24 protein-coding genes are annotated in these 21,724 nt (G+C 71.4%); 19 read left to right on the forward strand and 5 right to left on the reverse strand.

All coding sequences use genetic code 11. From position 1 onward, the window contains the following. Window positions 1–31: 31 nt before the first annotated feature. Entirely contained in the window at window positions 32–1,882 is a 1,851-nt protein-coding gene (gene mnmC / locus Q392_RS27500) for a bifunctional tRNA (5-methylaminomethyl-2-thiouridine)(34)-methyltransferase MnmC2/FAD-dependent 5-carboxymethylaminomethyl-2-thiouridine(34) oxidoreductase MnmC1 (protein WP_038216259.1), read from the reverse strand. A gap of 72 nt (window positions 1,883–1,954) precedes the next feature. On the opposite strand from mnmC, the gene Q392_RS27505 reads away from it, so the two are divergent. Continuing rightward, window positions 1,955–2,512 carry a DUF4019 domain-containing protein gene (locus Q392_RS27505; protein ID WP_157008385.1) on the forward strand — a complete coding sequence of 186 codons (558 nt, stop codon included), beginning with the start codon at window positions 1,955–1,957 and terminating at the stop codon, window positions 2,510–2,512. 33 nt (window positions 2,513–2,545) lie between these two features. Here Q392_RS27505 and Q392_RS27510 read toward each other — a convergent pair whose 3' ends face one another. Then, on the reverse strand, window positions 2,546–2,818 hold the full coding sequence (locus Q392_RS27510; protein WP_038216260.1) for an oxidative damage protection protein: 273 nt from the start codon (window positions 2,816–2,818) through the stop codon (window positions 2,546–2,548). Window positions 2,819–2,995: 177 nt separating this feature from the next. Here Q392_RS27510 and Q392_RS27515 point away from each other — a divergent pair, with 177 nt between their 5' ends. The 18 genes from Q392_RS27515 (at window position 2,996) to Q392_RS27600 (ending at window position 18,595) form a co-directional block, all read left to right on the forward strand. After that, complete coding sequence (locus Q392_RS27515) at window positions 2,996–4,042, forward strand: sulfate ABC transporter substrate-binding protein (RefSeq protein ID WP_038216263.1); 1,047 nt, start codon at window positions 2,996–2,998, stop codon at window positions 4,040–4,042. Between the two features lie 14 nt (window positions 4,043–4,056). Next, window positions 4,057–4,653: an NADPH-dependent FMN reductase gene (ssuE, locus tag Q392_RS27520; RefSeq protein WP_038216266.1), complete on the forward strand. Its 597-nt coding sequence runs from the start codon at window positions 4,057–4,059 to the stop codon at window positions 4,651–4,653. A gap of 118 nt (window positions 4,654–4,771) precedes the next feature. Beyond that, complete coding sequence (locus Q392_RS27525; RefSeq protein WP_084217445.1) at window positions 4,772–5,821, forward strand: sulfonate ABC transporter substrate-binding protein; 1,050 nt, start codon at window positions 4,772–4,774, stop codon at window positions 5,819–5,821. 18 nt (window positions 5,822–5,839) lie between these two features. Continuing rightward, the gene (locus tag Q392_RS27530; RefSeq protein WP_038216283.1) at window positions 5,840–6,793 is read left to right on the forward strand and encodes a sulfonate ABC transporter substrate-binding protein; all 954 of its coding nucleotides are present in this window, start codon (window positions 5,840–5,842) and stop codon (window positions 6,791–6,793) included. A gap of 10 nt (window positions 6,794–6,803) precedes the next feature. Then, the gene (locus Q392_RS27535) at window positions 6,804–7,019 is read left to right on the forward strand and encodes a hypothetical protein (RefSeq protein WP_038216285.1); all 216 of its coding nucleotides are present in this window, start codon (window positions 6,804–6,806) and stop codon (window positions 7,017–7,019) included. A 14-nt stretch (window positions 7,020–7,033) separates the two neighbouring features. Next, the gene (ssuD, locus tag Q392_RS27540; protein ID WP_038216287.1) at window positions 7,034–8,209 is read left to right on the forward strand and encodes an FMNH2-dependent alkanesulfonate monooxygenase; all 1,176 of its coding nucleotides are present in this window, start codon (window positions 7,034–7,036) and stop codon (window positions 8,207–8,209) included. A gap of 9 nt (window positions 8,210–8,218) precedes the next feature. Next, entirely contained in the window at window positions 8,219–9,055 is an 837-nt protein-coding gene (gene ssuC / locus Q392_RS27545; protein ID WP_038216290.1) for an aliphatic sulfonate ABC transporter permease SsuC, read from the forward strand. Between the two features lie 8 nt (window positions 9,056–9,063). Then, a complete protein-coding gene (locus Q392_RS27550; RefSeq protein ID WP_245610840.1) occupies window positions 9,064–10,041 on the forward strand; it encodes an aliphatic sulfonate ABC transporter substrate-binding protein in 978 nt (325 codons plus the stop codon). 3 nt (window positions 10,042–10,044) lie between these two features. Beyond that, entirely contained in the window at window positions 10,045–10,863 is an 819-nt protein-coding gene (locus tag Q392_RS27555) for an ATP-binding cassette domain-containing protein (protein WP_038216295.1), read from the forward strand. A 32-nt stretch (window positions 10,864–10,895) separates the two neighbouring features. Next, window positions 10,896–11,111, forward strand: coding sequence for a TOBE domain-containing protein (locus Q392_RS27560; protein WP_038216298.1), 216 nt, complete (start codon window positions 10,896–10,898; stop codon window positions 11,109–11,111). Window positions 11,112–11,272: 161 nt separating this feature from the next. Then, a complete protein-coding gene (locus Q392_RS27565; RefSeq protein WP_038216301.1) occupies window positions 11,273–12,217 on the forward strand; it encodes a LysR family transcriptional regulator in 945 nt (314 codons plus the stop codon). Between the two features lie 165 nt (window positions 12,218–12,382). Beyond that, on the forward strand, window positions 12,383–12,853 hold the full coding sequence (locus tag Q392_RS27570; protein WP_038216302.1) for a (R)-mandelonitrile lyase: 471 nt from the start codon (window positions 12,383–12,385) through the stop codon (window positions 12,851–12,853). Continuing rightward, window positions 12,831–13,607 carry a carboxymuconolactone decarboxylase family protein gene (locus Q392_RS27575; protein WP_038216304.1) on the forward strand — a complete coding sequence of 259 codons (777 nt, stop codon included), beginning with the start codon at window positions 12,831–12,833 and terminating at the stop codon, window positions 13,605–13,607. The genes Q392_RS27570 and Q392_RS27575 overlap by 23 nt, the downstream gene beginning before the upstream one ends. Window positions 13,608–13,609: 2 nt before the next feature. Continuing rightward, a complete protein-coding gene (locus tag Q392_RS27580; RefSeq protein WP_038216306.1) occupies window positions 13,610–14,674 on the forward strand; it encodes an alpha/beta hydrolase in 1,065 nt (354 codons plus the stop codon). Between the two features lie 25 nt (window positions 14,675–14,699). Next, the gene (locus Q392_RS27585) at window positions 14,700–15,869 is read left to right on the forward strand and encodes an aldo/keto reductase (protein ID WP_245610841.1); all 1,170 of its coding nucleotides are present in this window, start codon (window positions 14,700–14,702) and stop codon (window positions 15,867–15,869) included. A 70-nt stretch (window positions 15,870–15,939) separates the two neighbouring features. Continuing rightward, window positions 15,940–16,965, forward strand: a complete 1,026-nt coding sequence (locus Q392_RS27590) for an alpha/beta hydrolase (RefSeq protein WP_245610857.1) — start codon at window positions 15,940–15,942, stop codon at window positions 16,963–16,965. A gap of 140 nt (window positions 16,966–17,105) precedes the next feature. Continuing rightward, on the forward strand, window positions 17,106–17,453 hold the full coding sequence (locus tag Q392_RS27595; protein ID WP_084217446.1) for a DUF1090 family protein: 348 nt from the start codon (window positions 17,106–17,108) through the stop codon (window positions 17,451–17,453). Between the two features lie 53 nt (window positions 17,454–17,506). After that, the gene (locus Q392_RS27600) at window positions 17,507–18,595 is read left to right on the forward strand and encodes an RNA methyltransferase (RefSeq protein WP_051954017.1); all 1,089 of its coding nucleotides are present in this window, start codon (window positions 17,507–17,509) and stop codon (window positions 18,593–18,595) included. Window positions 18,596–18,601: 6 nt separating this feature from the next. Here the strand turns inward: Q392_RS27600 and Q392_RS27605 are convergent, their stop codons facing one another. The 3 genes from Q392_RS27605 to Q392_RS33980 are packed head-to-tail and all read right to left on the reverse strand — an operon-like array spanning window position 18,602 to window position 21,668. Then, window positions 18,602–19,645 (reverse strand): amino acid ABC transporter permease, encoded by a 1,044-nt coding sequence (locus tag Q392_RS27605; RefSeq protein WP_245610842.1) that lies wholly within the window; start codon window positions 19,643–19,645, stop codon window positions 18,602–18,604. Next, entirely contained in the window at window positions 19,642–20,634 is a 993-nt protein-coding gene (locus tag Q392_RS27610; protein WP_245610843.1) for an ABC transporter permease subunit, read from the reverse strand. The genes Q392_RS27605 and Q392_RS27610 overlap by 4 nt, the downstream gene beginning before the upstream one ends. Then, window positions 20,631–21,668: an amino acid ABC transporter substrate-binding protein gene (locus Q392_RS33980; RefSeq protein ID WP_038217331.1), complete on the reverse strand. Its 1,038-nt coding sequence runs from the start codon at window positions 21,666–21,668 to the stop codon at window positions 20,631–20,633. The genes Q392_RS27610 and Q392_RS33980 overlap by 4 nt, the downstream gene beginning before the upstream one ends. Window positions 21,669–21,724 lie beyond the last annotated feature (56 nt).

A 21,724-nucleotide genomic window follows, 5' to 3' on the forward strand; every position in this document is an offset into this window, starting at 1 on the left:
GTCCGCGCGGGCGAACGCGCGGGGGAGGAAATCAGGCACGCAGGCGCGCGGTATCGAGGCCGCGCGCCAGCGCCGCCGACACCGGCAGCGGCTCGCCGTGCCAGCGGGCGGCCAGCAGCTCGGCGCACAGCGCCGCGAAGCTCAGGCCGCGCGAGCCGAGCGCGGTGCATGCCCACAGGCCGGCATCCGGCGCACCCGGCACGGGGCCGACCAGCGGCCGGCGGTCGTGCGAGGCGCAGCGCACGCCGGCCCAGGCCTGCACGCCGCTGCCGCGCACGGCGGCCGCGAGGCCCGGGTGCAGGCCGGCGAGGCGGTCCAGGTTGGCCTGCGTGTCGGCGTCGCGCAGGTCGGTGCCGTCGTCGCCGGGAGCGTAGGTGGCGCCGCTGAGCCAGCGCGCCGCCTGGCCGTGGGCCGAGACGGCCGGGATGCAGTGGCCGTCGCCGTTGACCGGCACGCAGGACGGCGGCTCGGCACCGGCCGGCCAATCGCCCCAGGCCAGCTGGCCGCGCACCGGCTGCAGCGGCAGGGCGCCGGCGAGCGCGCGGGTGGCGGCGCCGGCGGCCAGCACCACGCGGTCGCCGTCGGCCAGCGGGCGGCCATCGGCGTCGAGCGCGGCCCAGCGGCCGTCCGGCAGCGGGGCCACGTGCGCCACGGCGCTGCCGGTGCGCAGGGTGACGCCCGGCGTCGCCAGCCAGCCCTCGACCAGCCGGGCGGGGCTCGCCCAGCCGGCGTGGGCGTGCCACAGCGCGGCGGTGTCCGCTGCCAGGCCGGCGCCGGCCGCCTGTGCCGGCGTGGCAGTCCAGCTCTCGTTCGGGCCCCCGGCCGTCCAGCCGGGCGGCAGGCGCAGCGCGTGGGGCGCGCGCCGTTCCAGCACGCCCGGCGCCGCCCAGCCGTCGCCCTCGGCGCCGCCGATGCGGCGCAGTTCCGCCAGCGTGGCGCGCACGCCGGCGCGCGTCAGGCGCGAGAGCAGGGCGTCGTCGGGCGAGACGTGGGGGGCGAACACGCCCGCTGGCGCGCCGGAGGCGCCGGCCGCCGCGTGCGCCGCGGCCTCCAGCACCGTCACCTGCCAGCCGCGCCGCGCCAGGCTGGCGGCGACCGCCGCGCCGGCCAGCCCGGCGCCCACAACCACGCAGCGGCCCGGCGCGTCCACCCGCTCGGGCTCGGGCGCCCGCGCGCGCAGCGGCCAGGCGGGCGCGAATTCGCCGCGCAGGCAGTCGCGCTTGGGCGGCAGGCCCGGCGCCATCTCCAGCACGAAGCCCAGCGGCGCCAGCGCGTCGCGCACGCCGCGCGCCACGCTCCAGGTGGCGATGCGCGTGCCGCGGCGGGCGAAGCGCGCCAGCGTGCGCAGCAGTTCGGGCGACCACATCCCGGGGTTCTTCTGCGGGCTGAAGCCGTCGAGGAAGAGGCTGTCGGCCTCGAAGCGCGCCAGGCCGCGCAGCATCGGGCGCGCCTCGCCGATGCCCAGCGTCAGCAGCACGCGGCCGTCGTCGAAGGCCAGCCGGTGGCAGCCGGGCAGCAGCCCGTGCCATTGCGCCGCCAACTCGCGGCCGAGCGCGCCGATGGCCGGGCCCTGCGCGGCCGCGGCGCGCTCGATGTCCGCGGCGGCCACGGGATAGGCTTCGACCGAGACGAAGTGCAGCCGGCCCGGCCGGCGCGGATCGTCGCGCCAGGCCCGCCAGGCTGTCAGGAAATTGAGGCCCAGGCCGAAGCCGGTTTCGAGGATGCGCCATTGCGGCGCATCGGCCCAGGCTCCGGGCAGGCCGCAGCCGCCCAGGAACACGTGCCGGGCCTGGGCCTCGGCGCCACTCTCGGAGTGATAAACGTCACCGAAGCGGGTGCTGAAGGGCTGCCCGCCCTTGTGCCACTCGACGGCTTCGGTCATGGTCCCGCCTGGAGATGGCGTCCGCGCGACGCCCATCCCTTTTCTTTCAAAAATGCCATGGGAGTGATTTTCTTGAACACGCGCTTTTCCCTGATCCCGCCGTCCGCCCGGCGCCGCGCCGGCATGACGCTGGCCGCCTGTGCCGCGCTTGCGCTCGGCGCCTGCTCCGCACCGCAGAAACAGCCGGCGCCGCCCGCGCCGCCGGCCGTCGCCGCGCCGAAGCCGGCACCGGCGCAGCCACAGGCACCGGCGCAGGCCCAGCAGCAGGCCGCGGTGCAGGCCCTGCTCGAACGCAGCGACGCCACGCTGCGCATGATCGACGAGGACCGCATGGACGCCGTGTGGGCCTCGCTGGCCCCCTTCGTGGCCGGCACGCGCGAGCGCGGGCAGTTCGTCGCCGGCCTGCGCAGCGTCCGCGGCGGGCTGGGCACGGTGAACGGCCGCAGCCGCGCAGGCGTGCAGGGCGTGCGCGTCGGACCCGAGTCGAAGATGCCACCGCCGGGCCAATATGCCAACGTGGAGTACCTCAGCCAGTTGGCCAACGGGCGCAGGGTGATCGAGAAGCTCAGCTTCCGCCAGGAGCAGGACGGCTGGCGCTTCGTGGGCTACGAGACGCGGAACGCGCAGTAGGTAGCGCGGCAGGCGGCTGCGCGCCGCCTCGCTTCACTGGGCCGGCGGCACGTAGCCCTGCGCCATGTCGGCGCCGTCGCCGAAGAAGTGTTTCTCCATCTGGCGCCGGAGGTAGTCGCGGGCGCGGGCATCGGCCAGGTTCAGCCGGTTCTCGTTGACCAGCATGGTCTGGTGCGTGAGCCAGGCGGCCCAGGCCTCCTTGCTCACGTTCTCCCAGATGCGCTTGCCGAGTTCGCCGGGATAGGGAGGGAAATCGAGTCCTTCGGCTTCCTTGCCGAGCTTGATGCACTGGACCATGCGTGCCATGCGGATGCCTCTTTGGGGGTGTCTGTCTGCGGGTGGGGCGCCAGGATGCGCCGCCGTCGGTTGGCGTGCGCCTTAGCTGAGTTCGCTATTTGGAAGTGAAAACTCCGTCGTTCCACTTTCCTTATGCGCTATCCAGAATGCAATTCATCGACTTCATGCACTTCTGGATCGCAAGAAATGAAACAGCGCCGCGACTTTATCAAGCTTTCCCTCCTGGCCGCCGCCTCGGCCGCCATGGCCCTGCCGTCGGCGAGTGCGTTCGCGCAGCAGGCCGCGCCCGCCGGGCCGGTGACGCTGCTGAACGTGTCCTATGACCCGACGCGCGAGCTGTACGTCGACTTCAACAAGGCCTTCGCGAAGCACTGGAAGGACACGACGGGGCAGGAGGTGACCGTCAAGCAGTCGCACGGCGGCTCGGGCAAGCAGGCCCGCTCCATCATCGACGGGCTGGAGGCCGACGTGGCGACCCTGGCCCTGGCCGGCGACACCGACGCGCTGGTGACGCACGGCGGCCTGGTCAAGGCCGACTGGCAGAAGCGCCTGCCGCACAACAGCTCGCCCTACACCTCGACCATCGTGTTCCTGGTGAAGAAGGGCAACCCCAAGGGCCTGAAGGACTGGGACGACCTGGCCAGGCCCGGCGTGCAGGTGATCACGCCCAACCCCAAGACCTCCGGCGGCGCGCGCTGGAACTACCTGGCGGCGTGGGAGTACGCCAAGCGCAAGTACGGCGGCGATGCACAGGCCAAGGACTTCGTGGGCAAGCTCTACCAGAACGTGCCGGTGCTCGACACGGGCGCGCGCGGCAGCACCATCACCTTCGTGCAGCGCGGCGTGGGCGACGTGCTGCTGGCCTGGGAGAACGAGGCCTTCCTGGCGATCAAGGAGTTCGGCCCCGACAAGTTCGACATCGTGGTGCCGTCGCTGTCGATCCTGGCCGAGCCGGCGGTGACGGTGGTGGACAAGGTGGTGGAGCGGCGCGGCACGCGCGCCGTGGCCGAGGCGTACCTGAAGTACTGGTACACCGACGAGGGCCAGGACATCGCCGGCAAGAACTTCTACCGGCCCACCTCGGACAAGGCCAAGGCGAAGTACGCCGGCCAGTTCCCGAAGCTGGCCCTGTTCACCATCGACGAGGCCTTCGGCGGCTGGACGAAGGCCGACAAGGCGCACTTCGCCGACGGCGCGAGCTTCGACCAGATCTACACGCACAAGCAGAAGTAGGCTGCCGCGCACCGATGCCTCCCGTCCTGTTGATCGCCGGCAGCCCCTCGGCGCCCTCGCGCTCCACCGCGCTGCTCGATGAGGTGGCCGTCCGCCTGGCGCGGCGCGACATCGAGACGCTGCCGCTGGCGGTGCGCGAACTGCCCGCGGACGCGCTGCTGGCGGCCGACGTCTCGCAGCCCGCCATCTCGCGGGCCGTGGACGCGCTGGCGGCGGCGCCGGCGGTGGTGGTCGCCACGCCGGTCTACAAGGCGGCCTACAGCGGGCTGCTCAAGGCCTTCCTCGACCTGCTGCCGCACGGCGCGCTCAAGGGCAAGGCGGTGCTGCCGCTGGCCACCGGCGGCAGCCCGCACCACATGCTGGCGCTGGACTATGCGCTGCGCCCGGTGCTGCAGTCGCTGGGGGCGCGGCACATCCTGCCCGGCGTCTATGCCAGCGACGCGCAGGTGGCGCTGACGCCCGAGGGGGCGTACCAGTTGCAGGCCGAACTGGCCGGCCGCCTGGCCGACGCAGTGCACACGCTGGCCGCCGAGGGCCTGCAGCAGCAGCGAATGCCGGCCGGGCCCGGCTTCGCGCCGGTGCCCTTCGCCAGCGTGCGATGTAGCGTCTGACGACGCCGGCGGCCCCTGCGCCGTCTCCTTCGCCTTCTTCCTCCTTCGCGCGACGCGGCCGCCGCCGGCGGCATGGGCCGGCGCGCGCCCTCGATCCGATCTTGCAGACACACACGCCATGAACGACCTGCCTCCGCTCCTGACCGACGCCTTCCCTTCGGCCCGCCCGCGCAACCGCTGGCAGACGCTGCTGGACGTGGCCATCGGCGTCCTCGTGGTGACGGCCATCGCGCTCGTCACCTCCTTCCTGGCCACGGCGCCGGCGCACGCGCAGCAGGCCGCGCCCGAACTGCGCATCGGCTACCAGAAGTCCGCCAGCCTGTTCGTGCTGCAGAAGGCGCAGGGCACGCTGGAGAAGAAGCTGGCGCCGCTGGGCACCCGCGTGAAGTGGGTCGAGTTCCCGGCCGGCCCGCAACTGCTGGAAGGGCTGAACGTGGGCGCCGTGGACGTGGGCTACGTCGGCGAGGCGCCGCCCATCTTCGCCCAGGCGGCCGGCGCGAAGTTCGTCTACATCGGCTACGACCCGGCGGCGCCGCGCGCCGAGGCCATCCTCGTGCCCAAGGACTCGCCCATCCGCTCGGTGGCCGAACTCAAGGGCCGCAAGGTCGCGCTCAACAAGGGCAGCAACGTGCACTACCTGCTGGTGCGCCAACTGGAGAAGCACGGCCTGAAATTCGCCGACATCCAGCCCGTGTACCTGGCGCCGGCCGATGGCCGCGCCGCCTTCGAGAGTAAGGCCGTGGACGCGTGGGTGATCTGGGACCCGTTCCAGGCGGCCGCCGAGAAGAGCATCGGCGCGCGCGTGCTGGCGGACGGAACGGCCGCGCCGGGCTCGCCCGACGTGGTGAACAACTATCAGTTCTACCTGGCCGAGCGCGGCTATGCGCAGAAGCACCCGAAGGTGATCCAGGCGCTGTTCGAGGACTCGGTGGAGCAGGGCATCTGGCTCAAGAAGAACATCGCCCAGGCCGCGGCCATCATCGCGCCGCTGCAGGGCCTGCCGACGGAGGTGGTGGAGCTGGCGCTGCGCCGCTACGAGTTCAACGTCAAGCCGATCACCGGCGAAGTGGCGGCCGGCCAGCAGCGCATCGCCGACACCTTCCATGAACTCAGGCTGATCCCCAAGCCCATCAAGGTCAGCGACGCCGTGCTGGCCGCCCAGCCCTGAACGAGGAGCGACAGGACCATGACGACGCAACCCCGCACGTTCACCCGCCGCCGCCTGCTGCAGGCCTCGGCCGCCGCGCTGCCGCTGCCTGCCTTCGCACAGGGCGCGACGCGCGAACTGCGCATCGGCCACCAGAAGGGCTACCTCAGCCTGCTCAAGGGCCGCGGCACGCTGGCGCAGCGCCTGGCGCCGCTGGGCGTGAAGCTGAGCTGGACGGAGTTCACCGCCGGCCCGGTGCAGCTGGAGGCGCTGAACGTCGGCTCGATCGACTTCGGCGACGTGGGCGAGGCGCCGCCCATCTTCGCGCAGGCCGCCGGTGCGCCGCTGGCCTACGTGGCGGCCACGGTGCCGCGCCCGCAGTCGGAGGCGGTGCTGGTGCCGGGCGGCTCGGCCATCCGCTCCGTCGCCGACCTCAAGGGCAAGCGCATCGCGCTCAACAAGGGCAGCAACGTCCACTACTTCATCGTCAAGCTGTTCGAGAAGCACGGCCTGGCCTACGGCGACCTGCAACTGGTGTACCTGCCGCCGGCCGACGCGCGCGCCGCCTTCGAGAAGGGCTCGATCGATGCATGGGTGATCTGGGACCCGTTCCTCGCCGCGGCCGAGAAGACGCTGGGTGCGCGCGTGCTGGCCGACGCCACGGGCGTGGTGGGCAACCGGGCCTACTACTTCTCGTCGCTCGACTACGCCAACCGCAACGCCGACGTGATCCGGGTGCTGATCGAGGAGATCGACAAGGTCGACCAGTGGGGCAAGGCGAACCGCGACGCGCTGGCGACCGAGCTGTCGGCGCTGTGGGGCATCCCCAAGCCGGTGGTGGACCTGTCCACCGGCCGCACGCAGTTCGGCACCGGGCCCGTCACCCGCGCGATCCTGGCCGAGCAGCAGCAGGTGGCCGACACCTTCCTCGCGCTCAAGCTGATCCCGAAGCGCATCGACGTGCTGGACGCGGCGCCGGCCGGCCTGGCCTGAGGAGCGGGACATGGCTTCGATCGATCGTCCGGCTCCTTCCCTGTCGCAGCAGGCGCTGCGGGTCGTCGGCGTGACGGCGGTGGCCTGGAGCGTGCGCCTGCCCTCGGCCCACGCGCTGGCGCGCCGCGCACCGCACGGCTACGTGCCGGCACGCATCCTGCGCCGGCGGCTGAGCGCCGCCGTGCAGCCCATCCGTCCCGCGCCCGTGCTGGCGCATTCCTGGTGAGCGAGGTTTCCCACATGGCCGTCCAGGTGTTCTGGTTCCTTCCCACGCACGGCGACAGCCGCTACCTCGGCAGCGCAGAGGGCGCGCGCGCCGTCGATCTGGCCTACCTGCAGCAGGTGGCCGGGGCGGCCGACGCGCTCGGCTACGAGGGCGTGCTGATTCCCACCGGCCGCTCGTGCGAGGACCCGTGGGTCGTCGCCTCCAGTCTGATCGGCGCGACGAAGCGGCTGAAGTTCCTGGTCGCGGTGCGTCCGGGCCTGCACCAGCCGTCGCTGGCGGCGCGCATGGCCGCCACCTTCGACCGGCTCTCCGGCGGACGCCTGCTGGTCAACCTGGTCACTGGCGGCGACCGCGCGGAGCTGGAGGGCGACGGCGTGTTCCTCGACCACGCGGCGCGCTACGAACAGTCGGCGGAGTTCATCCGCATCTGGCGCGAACTCATCGCGCGCAGCCACGAAGGGCAGGGCTTCGACTACGACGGCGCGCACCTGCAGGTCAAGGGCGCGAAGCTGCTCTTCCCGCCGGTACAGCGGCCGCATCCGCCGGTGTGGTTCGGCGGCTCGTCCGAGGCGGCGCACGAACTGGCCGCCGAGCAGGTGGAGCGCTACCTGACCTGGGGCGAGACGCCCGACGAGGTGGCGAAGAAGCTGGCCGACGTGCGCGCCCGCGCCGAGCGCAAGGGCCGGCGCGTCGAGTTCGGCATCCGGCTGCACGTGATCGTGCGCGAAACGGAGGAGGAGGCCTGGCGCGCCGCCGACGCGCTCATCAGCCGGGTGGACGACGCCACCGTGCTGCGCGCGCAGGAGGCCTTCGCGCGCATGGACTCCGAAGGCCAGCGCCGCATGGCCGCGCTGCACCGCAAGGGCGCCAGCCGCAGCCGCGAGGCGCTGGAGATCAGCCCCAATCTGTGGGCCGGCGTCGGCCTGGTGCGCGGTGGCGCGGGCACGGCGCTGGTCGGCGATCCGCGTCAGGTGGCCGAGCGCATCAACGAGTACGCAGCGCTGGGCATCGACGCCTTCATCCTCTCGGGCTACCCGCACTTGGAGGAGGCTTACCGCTTCGCCGAGCTGGTGTTCCCGCTGCTGCCGCGTCAGGTGCGCGAGCGCCTGGGCGGCGGCTCGCTCACCGGCCCCTTCGGCGAGGTGGTGGCCAACGTGGACGCGCCCTCGCGGCTGCTGTCGCAGAGCTGAGGAGGGCGCATGACGGAACAGGTCCGATCCCTTCCCGCCGCGCCGGTGCTGCGGCCGTCCGCGGCGGCGCTGCGCGGCTTCGCGGCCGGCGTGGGCGTGCGCCTGCTGCCCTGGCTGCTGCCCCTGGCGCTGCTGGTGGCGTGGCAGGCGGCGTCCACGCTGGGCTGGCTGTCGACGCGGGTGCTGCCGGCGCCAGTGGATGTGGTCAAGGCGGCCTGGCAGCTCACGGCCTCGGGCGAGCTGTGGACGCACGTGAAGATCAGCGCCGGCCGCGCGCTGCTGGGGCTGGCCATCGGCGGCGGCCTGGGCCTCGCACTGGGGCTGCTCACCGGCTCGGTAAAGCTTTTCGAGACGCTGCTGGACTCGACCCTGCAGATGGTGCGCAACATCCCGGCGCTGGCGCTGATCCCGCTGGTGATCCTGTGGTTCGGCATCGACGAGTCGGCCAAGCTCTTCCTGATCGCCGTGTCGGTGTTCTTCCCGATCTACCTGAACACCTTCCACGGCATCCGCAACGTCGATCCGCAGCTCATCGAGATGGGCCGCACCTATGGGCTGACGCGCTGGCAGCTCTACCGGCAGGTGATCCTGCCCGGCGCGCTGTCGTCCATCCTCGTGGGGCTGCGCTTCTCGCTCGGGCTGATGTGGGTGATCCTGATCGTGGCCGAGACGATCTCGGCGCAGTCGGGCATCGGCTACCTGACGATGAACGCGCGCGAGTTCCTGCAGACCGACGTGGTGCTGGTGGGCATCCTGCTGTATGCGCTGCTGGGCAAGCTGGCCGACCTGCTGGCGCGGGCGCTGGAGCACTGGTGGCTGCGCTGGCACCCCGGTTATCAGAAGTGAGCACGGCCATGAAGACTTTTTCTTCTTCCCCCTTCATGCCCGGCCGCCGTACCGCGCTGGCGGCGCTCGCCTCGCTGGCCGCCGGCGGCGCGCTGGCACAGGCGCGGCCGGCGGCCGTGCGCATCGGCTACCAGAAGTCCTCCACGCTCATCGCCGTGCTCAAGCTGCAGGGCGCGCTGGAGCGGGCCTTCGCGCCGCTGGGACTGGCGCCGAGCTGGCACGAGTTCACCAGCGGCCTGCCGCTGCTGGAAGCGCTCAACCTGGACAACATCGACCTGAGCGCCGACGTGGCCGACACCGTGCCCGTGTTCGCGCAGGCGGCCGGCGCGCGGCTGACCTTCGTGGCGCAGGAGGCGCCTTCGCCGTCGGCGCAGGCCATCCTGGTGCGGGCCGATTCGCCGCTGCGCAGCGTGGCCGACCTGAAGGGCCGCCGCGTCGGCTTCGCCAAGGCGGCCGGCGTGCACTACCTGCTGATCGCGGCGCTGGACCAGGTCGGGCTGTCGTTCCGGGACATCGAGCCGGCCTACCTGGCGCCGGCTGACGGCCGCGCCGCCTTCGAGCGCGGCGCCATCGACGCCTGGGTGGTATGGGACCCGTTCCTCGCGGCCGCGCAGCGCCAGTCCGGCGCGCGGGTGCTGGCCGACGGCACGGGGCTGGCCTCGTACCAGCGCTATTACCTTGCCGGCACCGGCTTCGCGAAGGCCCACCCGGAAGTGCTCGGCGTGCTGTACGCCGAGCTGGAGAAGACCGGCCGCTGGGTGAAGGCCCATCCGAAGGAGGCGGCCGCGCTGCTGGCGCCCTTCTGGGGTCTGGACGCGGCCATCGTCGAGCAGGCCAACAGCCGGCGCAGCTACGCGGTGCGCGAGGCCACGCGCGAGCGGCTGTCGGAGCAGCAGCGCATCGCCGATGCCTTCCTGGCCGAGAAGCTGCTGCCCCGCCGCGTCGATGCGCTCGACGTCGATCTCTACAAGCCCACGGGAGCCTGATCCATGAGCGCACTGCCCGAAGAAGTGACTGGCGCCGCGCGGCCCGGCGTGACGCTGGACGCCGTCCAGCTCGGCAAGCGCTACGGCGCGCGCGAGGTGCTGCGCCAACTGACGCTGCACGCCGAGCCCGGCGAGTTCATCGCCATCGTGGGCCGCAGCGGCTGCGGCAAGAGCACGCTGCTGCGGCTGGTGGCGGGGCTGGAGCCGGCCTCGTCCGGGCGCCTGGCCATCGACGGCCGCGCGGTCGAGGGCCTGCACGACGACACCCGCATCATGTTCCAGGAGGCGCGCCTGCTGCCCTGGCGCCGGGTGCTCGACAACGTGACGCTGGGCCTGGCGCCGCAGGCGCGGCCGCGCGGGCGCGAGGTGCTGGCGCAGGTCGGCCTGGCCGAACGCGAGAACGAGTGGCCGGCGCGCCTGTCGGGCGGCCAGCGCCAGCGCGTGGCACTGGCGCGTGCCCTGGTGCACCACCCGCACCTGCTGCTGCTGGACGAGCCGCTGGGCGCGCTCGATGCGCTCACCCGCATCGAGATGCACCGGCTCATCGAACGGCTGTGGCAACGCCACCGCTTCACGGCGCTGCTGGTCACGCACGACGTGCAGGAGGCGGTGGCGCTGGCCGACCGCGTGATCCTGATCGAGGAGGGCCGCATCGCGCTGGACGTGCGGGTGGACCTGCCGCGCCCGCGCTCGCACGGCGAGGCCGCCTTCGCCGCGCTGGAGAAACGCATCCTCGACCGCGTGCTGCAGAAGCCGGCAGCGGAGGAGGCCGCCGGCGGCTGGCCGGCCGTGCCGGCCCACGGTGTGCGCTGGGCCATCTGATCGTCTTACTTTTTTTCTCACAGGAGTCTTCCATGTCCATCCAGGCCATCAACGTGCGCAACCAGTTCAAGGGCAAGGTGCGCGAGATCATCCGCGGCGACGTCGTCTCCGAGGTCGATGTCGAGACGCCCTGGGGCATCGTCACCTCCGTCATCACCACCCGCTCGGTGGACGAGCTTCAGCTCAAGATCGGCTCGGATGTGGTGGCGCTGGTCAAGTCGACGGAGGTGTCGATCGCCAAGCTGTGACGCGCGGGGCGACGCAAAGAAGAAGCGGCGCCTCGGAGCCAGGCCGCCAGCTCGCCCAGCGCCTGGGCGGCTGCGCCGGCCATGTCCTTTTCAGGTGAGCGGCGGAGCGCTTCGTTGATAAGCTCGGGCCATCGACATACGGACCTGAGCTGGATTCAACAATGCCCAGAGACGGCTACAGCGACCTGCTGGCCTTCATCCACGTGGCGCGCGAGGGCAGCTTCACCCGCGCCGCCGCGCAGCTGGGGGTGTCGCCGTCCGCGCTCAGCCATTCGGTACGGGCGCTGGAGGCGCGCATGGACGTGCGGCTGCTGACCCGCACCACGCGCAGCGTCTCGGTGACGCAGGCAGGTGCGCGCCTGTACGAGCGCACGGCGCCGCGCTTCGAGGAGATCGACGCCGAACTGCTGGCCACCGCCGAGCAGCGCAGGAAGCCGGCGGGCACGGTGCGCATCACCACCGCCGAGCACGCGGCCAACACCATCCTCTGGCCCAGGCTGTCGGAGGTCCTGCCCGACTACCCCGACATCACGGTGGAAGTCACCGTGGACTACAACCGCTCGGACATCGTGTCCGACCGCTACGACGCCGGCGTGCGCCTGGGCGACGAGCTGGCCAAGGACATGATCGCGGTGCGCATCAGCCCGGACATGCGCATCGCGGTGGTCGGCTCGCCCGCCTACTTCAGCGGCCGGGCGAAACCCAGTACCCCGCAGGACCTGGCCGAACACAACTGCATCAACCTGCGCCTGCCGACCCACGGCGGCCTCATGGTCTGGGACTTCCGCAAGGGCAAGCGCGAGCTGAAGGTGCGCGTGACCGGGCAGTGGATCTACAACAGCATCTCGCCCATCGTGCGCGCCGCGCTGGCGGGGCAGGGCCTGGGGTTCCTGCCGGACGACGCGGTGGCGCAGCATATTGCCCAGGGCCGATTGGTGCGCGTGCTGGACGACTGGTGCCAGCCCTACACGGGCTACCACCTCTACTATCCGAGCCGCCGGCAGTCATCCGGCGCACTGGCCGTCATCGTGGAAGCGCTGCGGTATCGGGAGCCGGCCCGGAAGGCAGGCAGGCCAGCCGCGTCGAAGCGCAGTCCCGCGTCGTAGCCCGGGCGCATTGCTGAATTCCGCTCAAGACCGAATGCGGATTCAGGGGCTTAATCGAAACAGTCCCGCCCCCTACGATTTCCTTCGCTGAGCCGGATCGGCGCAGACCCGCCCGCATGCCCGTGCGGCAAGCGGCGTCCGCGCCAGGGCCAGGAAGGAAACCCCATGAAAAAGAACCTCGTCGCGGCGGGCACGTCGCTCGTGATGATGGGCGCGTCGTCCGCACACGCCCAAGGCATCCAGATCACCCCTGCGGGCACCACCCCCACCACCCTGGGCGCGGCGCAGAACTTCAGTGGCCACGTCGCCGTGGACATCAAGGCCGCCGGCGACAGCGGCAGGCACGGCAGCGTGGGCATGGTCGACTTCGCGCCCGGCGCGCGCACCGCCTGGCACACGCACCCGGTCGGCCAGTTGCTCGTCATCACCGAAGGCACGGGCTGGGTGCAGGAAGAGGGCCAGCCCCGGCGCGGGATCGGTGCCGGCGACGTGGTCTGGATCGGGGCCGGCGTCAGGCACTGGCACGGCGCGGCACAGGCCAACGGCATGCGCCACCTGGCCATCGCCTACGTGAAGGACGGCAGGAGTGCGGACTGGAAGGATCTGGTGAGCGATGAGCAATACGGCGCCCGCTAGGTGCGGCGCCGTCGCGCTCGCGCTCGCCCTGGCCACGCTGCCCGGTCCCGCCGCCGCACAGACCCGAAGCGCCCAGGAGCCGCATGCCATGACGACCACCCAGCCTGCCTCGGACATGCTGTCCGCCAGGCAGCAGGCCATACCCCTGATCGCGTCCTTCATGGCCGCGAGCGACATGCCCAGGCTCCATGCCGCCCTGAACCAGGGCCTGGACGCGGGCCTGACCATCAGCGAGGCCAAGGAAATCCTGGTGCAGCTCTACGCCTACGCCGGCTTCCCCAAGAGCCTGAACGCGCTGGGTGAGTTGCTGAAGGTGGCGGAGGCGCGCAAGCAGCGCGGCATCCAGGACGCGCCGGGGCGCGAGCCCAGCCGCACCATTCCCACGGGCGACGAACTGCTCGCGGCCGGCACCGCCAACCAGACGAAGATTTCCGGCGCGCCGGTCAAGAACGCCGTGACGGACTTCGCCCCTGTCATCAACCAGTTCCTCCAGGCCCATCTGTTCGGCGACATCTTCGAGCGCGACAACCTCGACTGGCCAAGCCGCGAACTGGCCACGGTCGGCGCGCTGGCGGCCATGCCGGGCGTGGAGCCGCAGTTGCGCTCGCACATGGCTGCCAGCCTGCGCGTGGGCCTGACGGCCGCGCAGTTGCGCCAGTTGACGCAGGTCCTGGCCGAGCGCGGCGATGCGCAGGCGGCCAAGCGTGCCGGCGAGGCGCTGACACAGGCGCTTGCCGCCGCGTCGGGAGGCTGAGCATGGCAGCCGTCAAGACCGCGCTGGCCGCCATGACGCTGACCTCGCTTGCCGCCTGCACGGCCCTTCCCGGTGGCTCACCCCTGGTGATCCAGGAACAAGGCAGCTTCGCTGTCGGCGGGAAGGTGGTGAGCACGCCCGGCACCTACAACAACAACGCCCCGACCTCCGCAGGGCAAACCTTCCACGGCGACCACCTCTACGCCTTCTACCAAGTCCCGCAGAACCCCAGGCCGCTGCCCATCGTCATGCTGCATGGCGCGTACCAGTCGGCGCGCAGTTGGGAGACCACTGCGGACGGCCGCGAAGGGTTTCAGACCCTCTTCCTGCGCCGCGGCTTTCCGGTCTATCTCGTCGACCAGCCGCGTCGCGGCCGCGCAGGCAACAGCACCGCCGCGGCGACGGTCGAGCCTACGCCCTTCGATCAGCTCTTCTTCGACCAATTCCGGCTCGGGAAGTGGCCGAATTACTTCGGCAACGTCCAGTTCGACCGCAAGCCGGAGACGCTGGATCAGTTCTTCCGTTCGGTCACGCCCAACACCGGCCCCTACGACGCGGGCGTGATCTCGGATGCCATGGCCGCGCTGTTCGACAAGACCGGGCCCGGCATCCTGTTCTCGCACTCGCAGGCAGGCGGGCCGGGTTGGCTGACGGCGATCAAGAGCCGGAACGTCAAAGGAATCGTCGCGCTCGAACCGGGCAGTGGATTCATCTTCCCGGAAGGCGAACTGCCCCCGGCGATGACGAGTGCTGCCGGCACCTTGTCGCCCGAGGCGGTGCCGCTGGCGGATTTCCAGAAGCTCACCCGCATCCCCATCGCCATCTTCTACGGCGACAACTTCCCCGTCGAGCCGACCACCGAGCGCGGCCAGGACAACTGGCGCGTGCGCCTGGCCATGGCCCGGCGCTGGGTTGCGGCCATCAACAAGCACGGTGGCGATGCGCAACTGGTGCATCTGCCGCAGATCGGCATCCGGGGCAACACGCACTTCCTGATGTCGGACCTCAACAACGTCCAGATCGCCGACCTGGTGTCGACGTTTCTGGCCGAGAAAAAGCTGGACTGACAGCCAAGCCATGAAAGAACTTGCCATGAGCACAATTCCCACCGACTCGACCCGTCGCCGCCTGCTGGCTGCGGCCACCACGCTGGGCGTTGCCCCGTGGCTGCTGTCCGCCTGCGCCCGGACAGCCGGCGCTCCTGCTGCCACGGCAGGCAGATCCACATCCGCTGTCCGCCGCCGCCTGGGTCCCCTCGAGGTGTTTCCCATCGGCCTGGGCGTGCAGTGGCATCCCAGCGGCCCGCAAGGCGTGGTTGACCTGTACCAGAGCCGCACCACCCGCCAAGGCGGCGTCGCGCTCATTCAACGCGCGACGGATCTGGGGGTCAACTTCTTCGACACCGCCGAGGTCTACGGCCCCTTCATGTCGGAGGAACTGCTCGGCGAGGCGCTGCAGGGCAGCCGGCGCGAGCGCGCCGTCATCTCCACCAAGTTCGGATTCAACATGGATCTGGCGACGGGCCAGCGGCGTCCGGGGGTGAACAGCCGACCCGAGCACGTCCGGCGAGCCGTCGAGGGCCAGTTGCGGCGCCTGCGCACCGACCGCATCGACCTGCTGTACCAGCACCGGGTCGATCCGGCCGTACCAATCGAGGACGTGGTCGGCACCATCAAGGGCCTGATCCGGCAAGGCAAGGTGCTGCACTACGGCCTGTCCGAGCCGGGCCTGCAGACGGTCCGCCGCGCGCACCGGGAACACCCGGTGGCCGTGATCCAGAACGAGTACTCGATGCTGTACCGTGGCCCCGAGGCCCAGGTGCTGCCGCTGTGCGAGGAACTGGGCATCGGCTTCGTGCCGTGGAGCCCGCTGGGCATGGGCTTCCTGGCCGGCAACGTCAGCGCCACGAGCCGCTTCGGGCAGCAGGACTTCCGCGCGGCCGTCCCGCGCTTCGCGCCCGATGCGCTGCCGGCCAACATGGCGCTTGCCGATCTGGTCAAGACCTGGGCGGCACGCAAGAACGTCACGCCGGTTCAGCTTTCGCTGGCCTGGCTGACGGCGCAGAAGCCGTGGATCGTGCCCATCCCGGGCACCACGAACGTGGCCCACCTGGAGGAGAACGTCGCCGCCGCCGCGATCACCTTCAGCACCGCCGAGTTGAAGGAATTGAACGCGGCCGTGGCAGCCATTCCGATCCGGGGCGCGCGCCTTTCGAAACCCGTGCTGGATGCCACGGGCGTGGAAGCGCCGCCCAAGCGCTGAAGCGCCCCGCGACATTCACCCCACTTGCAAGGAACCACCCATGAAGCGCACCGCAATGAAGGCCACCCTCATGGCAGCTATTGCCGGTGCCTCCGGCGGCGCAGCCCTCGCCGAGGACTACAGGAAGAACCCGTTCACCTTGACCTATGGCGGTGCCATCACGAAGAACCAGCCGGGCAAGGTCAACATCCATCCGGTCAAGTACAAGCTCAATGGCCTGGACATTGCGGCCAACGTCTATACGCCGGCCAACCACGATCCGAAGAAAAAATATCCCACGATCGTTGTGGCCCACCCGAATGGCGGCGTGAAGGAGCAGGTGGCGGGCCTGTATGCGCAGCGCCTGGCGGAACTGGGCTACATCACCATCGCGATGGATGCGGCGTACCAGGGCGGCAGCGGCGGCGAGCCGCGCAACGTGGACAAGCCCGCGCATCGCATCGAGGACCTCCACGGCGCGGCGGACTTCATCACCCGGTATGCGGGGGTGGACAAGGACCGCCTGGGCGTGCTGGGCATCTGCGGCGGCGGCGGCTACACGCTGGCCGCCGCGCAGAGCGACAAGCGCTTCAAGGCGGTCGCCACGCTGAGCATGTTCAACTCCGGCCGGGTCCGCCGCAACGGCTTCGCCGACTCGCAGCTGAACACCATCCAGGAGCGGCTGCAGCAAGCGTCCGACGCGCGCGCCCAGGAAGCCGCTGGCGGCAAGGTGCTCTATTCGGGCGACGCCGACATGACGGACGAGCAGATCGCCGCGCTGCCGTTCGAGATGTACCGCCAGGGCTACGAGTACTACTGGCGCACGCATGCGCACTCCGGCTCGACCTTCAGGTACACCACCAGCAGCCTGCTGGATCTGATGCGCTGGGACGCCACCGACCGGGTCGAGCTGATCGACAGGCCGCTCCTGATGATCGCCGGCAGCAAGGCCGACAGCCTGTACATGAGCGAGGATGCTTTCGTGAAGGCCGGCGGTACGAAGGACAAGGAGCTGTTCAGGATCGAGGGGGCCACGCACATCGAGACCTACTGGGTGCCCAGGTACGTGGACGCCGCGATGGCCAAGCTGACCGCCTTCTACGCCAAGACCCTCTGATTCGGGCGCGTGCCCCCCTGCCATCGGCGCCCCGGTAGGACCGGCCCCTTCACCACAGCCCGGCGCATTCCCTCGGATACCATCGCCCATCGTCGCCGGCACACAGGCATGCGGCACGTCCAAACCCCGGGGAACCTTGTATGCGTGCGATGGCTTCAGGCTGGGCCGCCGCGCTGGCCTTGGCCGCGCCGCTGGCGTTCGCGCAGGCCGGCGGGGAAGCGGCGAACGATGCCGCGGCCTGCGTCGCCGAGCGGGCCGCGCTGGAGCGCGACATGCAGCTCGCGCGTTCCCGCGGCCAGATGCTGCGCCGGCGGCAACTGGCCGATACGCTGGCAGCGCTGAATGCGCGCTGCGATACGCTGACCGCGCCGCAGCCACAGAGCCGCGCGGCGCACATCCGGAAGCTGGAGCAGGAGATCGAGGCGCTGCAAAAGGCGCTCGACCTCGCGACGGAGCAATTGCGCCAGCTCAGGAGCGAAGCGCCATGACATCCACCGCGGCGGCGCCGGCATCCGTCCCTCCCCCGGGGCCGAGGCCCTGCATGCGCATCGACGAACTGAAGCAGCGGCTGCGCGACGCGGGCGCCGGCCCCAGCCACGCGCAGCGGATCCTGCGCGTGTGGTCACACGCGCTGCACAGCGACAGCGGCAGGCGCCCGCCGCAGCGCTTCTTTCCCGCGCCGCTGCTGGCGGCCCTGCCGGCCATCGAAGCCGAACTGGCCGCGCTGGCGCGCCTGCAGGCGGTCCATCCCGGCGCCGACGGCTCCGAACGGCTGCTGGTGGCGCTGGCGGACGGCCAGACGGTGGAAAGCGTGCTGCTGCCGCGCGACGGCCTGTGCGTCTCGTCGCAGGTGGGCTGCGCCGTCGGCTGCCGCTTCTGCATGACCGGCCGCGACGGCCTGCTGCGCCAGGTGGGCAGCGCCGAGATCGTTGCCCAGGTGGCCCTCGCGCGCGCGCGCCGGCCGGTGCGCAAGGTGGTGTTCATGGGCATGGGCGAGCCGGCCCACAACCTGGACAACGTGCTCGACGCCATCGAGTTCCTCGGCACCGTGGGCAATGTGGGGCACAAGAACCTCGTCTTCTCCACCGTGGGCGACCGGCGCGCCTTCGAGCGGCTGCACCAGGCGCGCGTGCGGCCCGCGCTGGCCCTGTCGCTGCACAGCACGCGCGCCGCGCTGCGCAGCCAGCTTCTCCCGCGCGCGCCCCGGCTCGCGCCCGAGGAACTGGTGGCCGAGGCCGAGCGCTACGCGCGCGCCACCGGCCATCCCGTGCAGTACCAGTGGACGCTGCTCGAAGGCGTGAACGACGGCCCCGAGGAGGTCGAGGGCCTGGTGCGGCTGCTGTCGGGCCGGTACGGCGTGCTCAACCTCATTCCCTTCAATGCCGTGGACGGGGCCGCCTTCAGCCGGCCCGCATGGGCGCACTGCCAGCAGATGGCCCGCACCCTGCACCAGCGGGGCATCCTGACCAAGCTGCGCGATTCGGCGGGCCAGGACGTCGATGGCGGCTGCGGGCAACTGAGGGCGCGCGCCGCCCAGGGGCTGGTGCGTCCCTTGGTGAAGGCAACCGGGGCTGACAGCACGTGGGCGAGAGCGACGAGATCGTCGACTGCGCGCACCGCGCCGGGATGATCCGCTTCAGCCCGCGTCCGCCCGCAGCCGCCGCTCCAGCCAGCGGCTGTAACGCGACAGGCCGAAGCACAGGCACCAGTAGATCAGCGCGATGAACAGGTAGCCCTCCAGGTAGAAGGGGCGCCAGACGGGGTCGCCGCCCAGCGCTAGGCCGAGCGCGCCGGTCAGCTCGAACAGGCCGACCACGGTGACGAGGGAGGTGTCCTTCAGCGTGCCGACCACGCTGTTGGTCAGCGCCGGCACCACCATGCGCAGCGCCTGCGGCAGGACGATGTCGCGCTGCACCGCCCAGCGGCCGAAGCCCAGCGCCGTGGCCGCCTCGACCTGGCCGCGCGGCACCGCCTGCAGCCCGCCGCGGATGATCTCGGCCAGGTAGGCCGCGACGAACAGCGCCAGGCCGGCCAGCACGCGCAGCAGCACGTCCGGTCGATGGCCGGTGGGCCACAGCAGCGGCACCAGGTACGAGGCCATGAACAGCACCGTGATCAGCGGCACCCCGCGCACCAGTTCCACGTAGCCCGCGGCCAGCGCCCGCGCCGCCGGCCAGGTGGAACGGCGCGCCAGCGCCAGCACCAGGGCCAGCGGAAAGGCCAGCGCCAGGCCGACCACGGCCAGGGCGATGGTCAGCGGCAGCCCGCCCCACTGGCTCGTGGGGACGACGCTCAGCCCGGCCACGCCGCCGCGCATCAGCGCGATGCACGCCGCCAGCGCGGCGGCCCACAGCGGGGCCAGCCACCAGCGCCAGCAGGACGGCCAGGCGCTGGCCAGCGTGGCGGCCGAGAGGAGGGTGACCGCCAGTGCCGGCCGCCATTGCTCGGCATAGGGGTAGCGGCCGAACAGGAGCGGGCGCCATTTCTCCGCGACCACGCCCCAGCAGGCGCCGTGCGCGGACGCGCGGCAGGCCTGGGCGTCGGGCTGGAACACGGCCCGCAGCAGCGCCCAGTCCAGCGCATGCCACAGGGCCCAGCCCAGCAGCGCGGCCAGCGCCAGCGAGACCAGGGCACGCAGCGGCGAGCCGAACAGCTCGGTGCGCCAGGGTGTTGCGCTCACTGCCACCCCCGCAGCGCCACGCGCGCGTTGTAGATGCCCATCGCGGCCGAGGTCAGCAGCGACAGCAGCAGGTACACCGCCATCACGATGGCAAGGCATTCGAAGGCGCGGCCGGTGGCGTTCAGCGAGGTGTTGGCTACCGACACCACCTCGGGGTAGCCCACGGCCACCGCCAGCGAGGAGTTCTTGGTCAGGCTCAGCAACTGGTTGGTCAGCGCCGGCACGATCAGGCGCAGCGCCTGCGGCAGCACGACCAGGCGCAGCTGCTGGCCGCCGCGCATGCCCAGCGCCTGGGCCGCGAGCTTCTGGCCGGCCGACACCGACTGGATGCCTGCGCGCACGATCTCGGCCACGAAGGCCGCGCTGTACAGGCCCAGGCCCAGCGTGATCGCCAGGTATTCCGGGCTCAGCGCGGCCCCGCCGGCGACGCCGAAGGCGGTCTGCTCCGGCCGCTCCAGCCGGGCGGGCCACCAGCCGCCGTCCCACACGGGCCAGGGCATCGCCAGGCCGCCCTTGTCCAGCCACACGTCGGGGCCGATGCGCAGCGGCGCGTCGGCGTCGGGCAGCAGGTGCGTGAGCGCGAAATACAGCATCAGCAACTGCACCAGCAGGGGCACGTTGCGCAGCGTCTCGACGTACGCGGTGCAGACGGCGCGCACCAGCAGGTGCGGCGCGAGGCGGCCGATGCCCAGCATCGTGCCCAGGGCCACGGCCAGCAGGGCGGCCGGCACGGCGGCGCGCAGCGTGTTCGTCACCCCTGTGGCGAAGGCGCGCGCATAGGAGTGGCCGGAGTCGAAGTCCAGCCAGCCTTCCGAGATGCCGAAGCCGGCCGGCTGTTCCAGAAAGCCGAAGTGCGCCTGCAGCCAGTCCCTCGGCGCCTCCAGGCCGGGCACGCCCCGCAGCAGCCACAGCGCCGCCGCCGACGCGGCCGCCGCCAGCAGCACCCACAGCGCGGCCGGCACGCGGCTGACGGCGCCCCGGGGGCTCACTTCACCGGCAAGGCGTAGAGCAGGCCGCCCTTGTTCCAGAGGTTGTTGGCGCCGCGGGGCAGCTTCAGCGCGGACTTGGCGCCGACGTTGCGCTCGAACATCTCGCCGTAGTTGCCGACGGCCTTGATCGCGCGGAAGGACCAGTCCTTGTCCAGGCCCAGCAGCTTGCCGAGGTCGTCGCCGGTGCCCAGCAGGCGCTGCTGGGCCGGGTCCTTGCTGTCGGCGCGGAGCTGGTCGACGTTGGCCTGGGTGATGCCCAGTTCCTCGGCCTCGATCAGCGCGTTGGGCACCCACTTGGCGATGGCGAACCATTCGTCGTCGCCGCGCTTGACGGCCGGCGCCAGGGGCTCCTTGGAGATCAGCTCGGGCAGGATCACGTAGTCGTCGGGGTTGGGCGCTTCCTTGTTGCGCAGCCCCGCCAGCGCCGAGGTGTCGGTGGTGAAAGCCTGGCAGCGGCCGGAGAAGAAGGCCTTGAACGAGGCCTCGAAGCTCTCGAACACCACCGTCTTGACCGGCAGGCCCTGGGCCTTGGACCACTCGGCCACGTTCTTCTCGTTGGTGGTGCCGGACTGGGTGCAGATGGTCGCGCCCTTGAGTTGCTTGGCGCTGCTGATCTTCAGCTTCTTCGGCACCAGGAAGCCCTGGCCGTCGTAGTAGTTGATGGTGGTGAAGGACACGCCCAGCGAGGCATCGCGCGTGAGGTTCCACGTGGTGTTGCGCGCCAGGATGTCGATCTCGCCGGCCTGCAGCGCGGCAAAGCGCTGCTGCGCGTTCAGCGGCACGAATTCGACCTTCTGCGGGTCGCCCAGCACGGCGGCGGCGATGGCGCGGCAGCTGTCCACGTCCAGCCCCGACCAGCGGCCCTGGGTGTCGGGCGCGGAGAAGCCGGCCACGCCGTTGGTGACGCCGCACTTGACGCTGCCGCGCTGCTTGACGGCGTCCAGCGTCTTGCCGGCATGGGCGCCTGCCGGGGCCAGGAGGCCGGCAAGGGCGAAGGCCGCTGCGGCCAGGGCCAGTGGCTTGGTTTTCTGCATGTCGTAGTCCTCATCCGGAAAGCCGCGCACAGGCGGCTGCGTGAACGTCGGTGACC

Origin of the sequence: Xenophilus azovorans DSM 13620 (assembly GCF_000745855.1) — a bacterium.
Taxonomy (GTDB): Bacteria; Pseudomonadota; Gammaproteobacteria; order Burkholderiales; family Burkholderiaceae_C; genus Xenophilus; species Xenophilus azovorans.

Coding starts and splice junctions, on each gene's coding strand:
- mnmC (WP_038216259.1), bottom strand. CDS start 1,882: ATGACCGAAGCCGTCGAGTGGCACAAGGGCGGGCAGCCCTTCAGCACC.
- Q392_RS27510 (WP_038216260.1), bottom strand. CDS start 2,818: ATGGCACGCATGGTCCAGTGCATCAAGCTCGGCAAGGAAGCCGAAGGA.
- Q392_RS27515 (WP_038216263.1), top strand. CDS start 2,996: ATGAAACAGCGCCGCGACTTTATCAAGCTTTCCCTCCTGGCCGCCGCC.
- ssuE (WP_038216266.1), top strand. CDS start 4,057: ATGCCTCCCGTCCTGTTGATCGCCGGCAGCCCCTCGGCGCCCTCGCGC.
- Q392_RS27525 (WP_084217445.1), top strand. CDS start 4,772: ATGAACGACCTGCCTCCGCTCCTGACCGACGCCTTCCCTTCGGCCCGC.
- Q392_RS27530 (WP_038216283.1), top strand. CDS start 5,840: ATGACGACGCAACCCCGCACGTTCACCCGCCGCCGCCTGCTGCAGGCC.
- Q392_RS27535 (WP_038216285.1), top strand. CDS start 6,804: ATGGCTTCGATCGATCGTCCGGCTCCTTCCCTGTCGCAGCAGGCGCTG.
- ssuD (WP_038216287.1), top strand. CDS start 7,034: ATGGCCGTCCAGGTGTTCTGGTTCCTTCCCACGCACGGCGACAGCCGC.
- ssuC (WP_038216290.1), top strand. CDS start 8,219: ATGACGGAACAGGTCCGATCCCTTCCCGCCGCGCCGGTGCTGCGGCCG.
- Q392_RS27550 (WP_245610840.1), top strand. CDS start 9,064: ATGAAGACTTTTTCTTCTTCCCCCTTCATGCCCGGCCGCCGTACCGCG.
- Q392_RS27555 (WP_038216295.1), top strand. CDS start 10,045: ATGAGCGCACTGCCCGAAGAAGTGACTGGCGCCGCGCGGCCCGGCGTG.
- Q392_RS27560 (WP_038216298.1), top strand. CDS start 10,896: ATGTCCATCCAGGCCATCAACGTGCGCAACCAGTTCAAGGGCAAGGTG.
- Q392_RS27565 (WP_038216301.1), top strand. CDS start 11,273: ATGCCCAGAGACGGCTACAGCGACCTGCTGGCCTTCATCCACGTGGCG.
- Q392_RS27570 (WP_038216302.1), top strand. CDS start 12,383: ATGAAAAAGAACCTCGTCGCGGCGGGCACGTCGCTCGTGATGATGGGC.
- Q392_RS27575 (WP_038216304.1), top strand. CDS start 12,831: ATGAGCAATACGGCGCCCGCTAGGTGCGGCGCCGTCGCGCTCGCGCTC.
- Q392_RS27580 (WP_038216306.1), top strand. CDS start 13,610: ATGGCAGCCGTCAAGACCGCGCTGGCCGCCATGACGCTGACCTCGCTT.
- Q392_RS27585 (WP_245610841.1), top strand. CDS start 14,700: ATGAGCACAATTCCCACCGACTCGACCCGTCGCCGCCTGCTGGCTGCG.
- Q392_RS27590 (WP_245610857.1), top strand. CDS start 15,940: ATGGCAGCTATTGCCGGTGCCTCCGGCGGCGCAGCCCTCGCCGAGGAC.
- Q392_RS27595 (WP_084217446.1), top strand. CDS start 17,106: ATGCGTGCGATGGCTTCAGGCTGGGCCGCCGCGCTGGCCTTGGCCGCG.
- Q392_RS27600 (WP_051954017.1), top strand. CDS start 17,507: ATGCGCATCGACGAACTGAAGCAGCGGCTGCGCGACGCGGGCGCCGGC.
- Q392_RS33980 (WP_038217331.1), bottom strand. CDS start 21,668: ATGCAGAAAACCAAGCCACTGGCCCTGGCCGCAGCGGCCTTCGCCCTT.